The sequence below is a fragment of the Cloacibacillus sp. genome, assembly GCA_036655895.1.
Lineage (GTDB): Bacteria > Synergistota > Synergistia > Synergistales > Synergistaceae > JAVVPF01.
The window spans coordinates 1-706 of the sequence record JAVVPF010000137.1 but is presented as its reverse complement, the minus strand read 5'-3'; the positions used below and the strand labels follow the sequence as shown (position 1 = coordinate 706).

The 706-nt window shown below is 59.2% G+C and carries 2 protein-coding genes; both read left to right on the top strand.

All coding sequences use genetic code 11. The features are described 5' to 3' along the window. A partial coding sequence (locus tag RRY12_13345; GenBank protein ID MEG2185660.1) for a DUF401 family protein occupies positions 1-373 on the top strand: 373 nt, incomplete at its 5' end. Positions 374-387: 14 nt separating this feature from the next. Continuing rightward, a partial coding sequence (locus RRY12_13340) for a hypothetical protein (protein MEG2185659.1) occupies positions 388-706 on the top strand: 319 nt, incomplete at its 3' end.

The window sequence follows — 706 nt, the reverse complement described above, 5'->3', positions numbered from 1 at the left end:
CAACGCCGCCGGCGCGCCGCTCTTCATAGGGCTGCTGCCATCCGCCGCGGCTATGATACTGTGCGGCGACATAGTCAAAGATTACACGCAGGGGTATCTTGACCGCAAAGAGCAGGCCTTTGTAGCGAGCTGGTCCCGGCACATCCCGAAAAGCACGCTCCCCACCTACTTCGGCGTGCTCTTGATGTCGGCGCTCTCCGGAGTGCCTCTGCCTAAATTCATGCTCGGCATGATAATGCCGCTTGTCGCCCTCGTGCTGCTTGGTACTATCCGTACATCGGAAGGCTGCCAGAAGAAACGGGCGGCAGGCAAAGCGGCGGCCGCCTGCGCGAGACTCTTGCTTTGCTTCGGCATCTATGGCCGCTGCTCTTGATCCTGGCGTTGATATTGGCCGGCAGGTTTTCCGTCGTCCCAGCGGTGCTTCTAGTCCTTGTCGCGGCCGCGTTCGTCTATCGCTTCACAGCGGGGGATCCGCTGTCAATGGCGCGCCGTTCGTTTGAAATGAAGCTGCTTTTGAACACCTTTCTCGTGCTTGTACTGAAAGAATTTATCGACCACACAGGTGTGCTGCAGACGCTGCCCGATACGCTCTCAACGCTTCCGATACCGCCCGCCCTCGTCTTCGCGCTCATATTCTTTCTTGGAGGCATCATCAGCGGCAGCAACGGCATCATCGCGCTTGGCACGCCGCTTGCCTTCGCCTCCA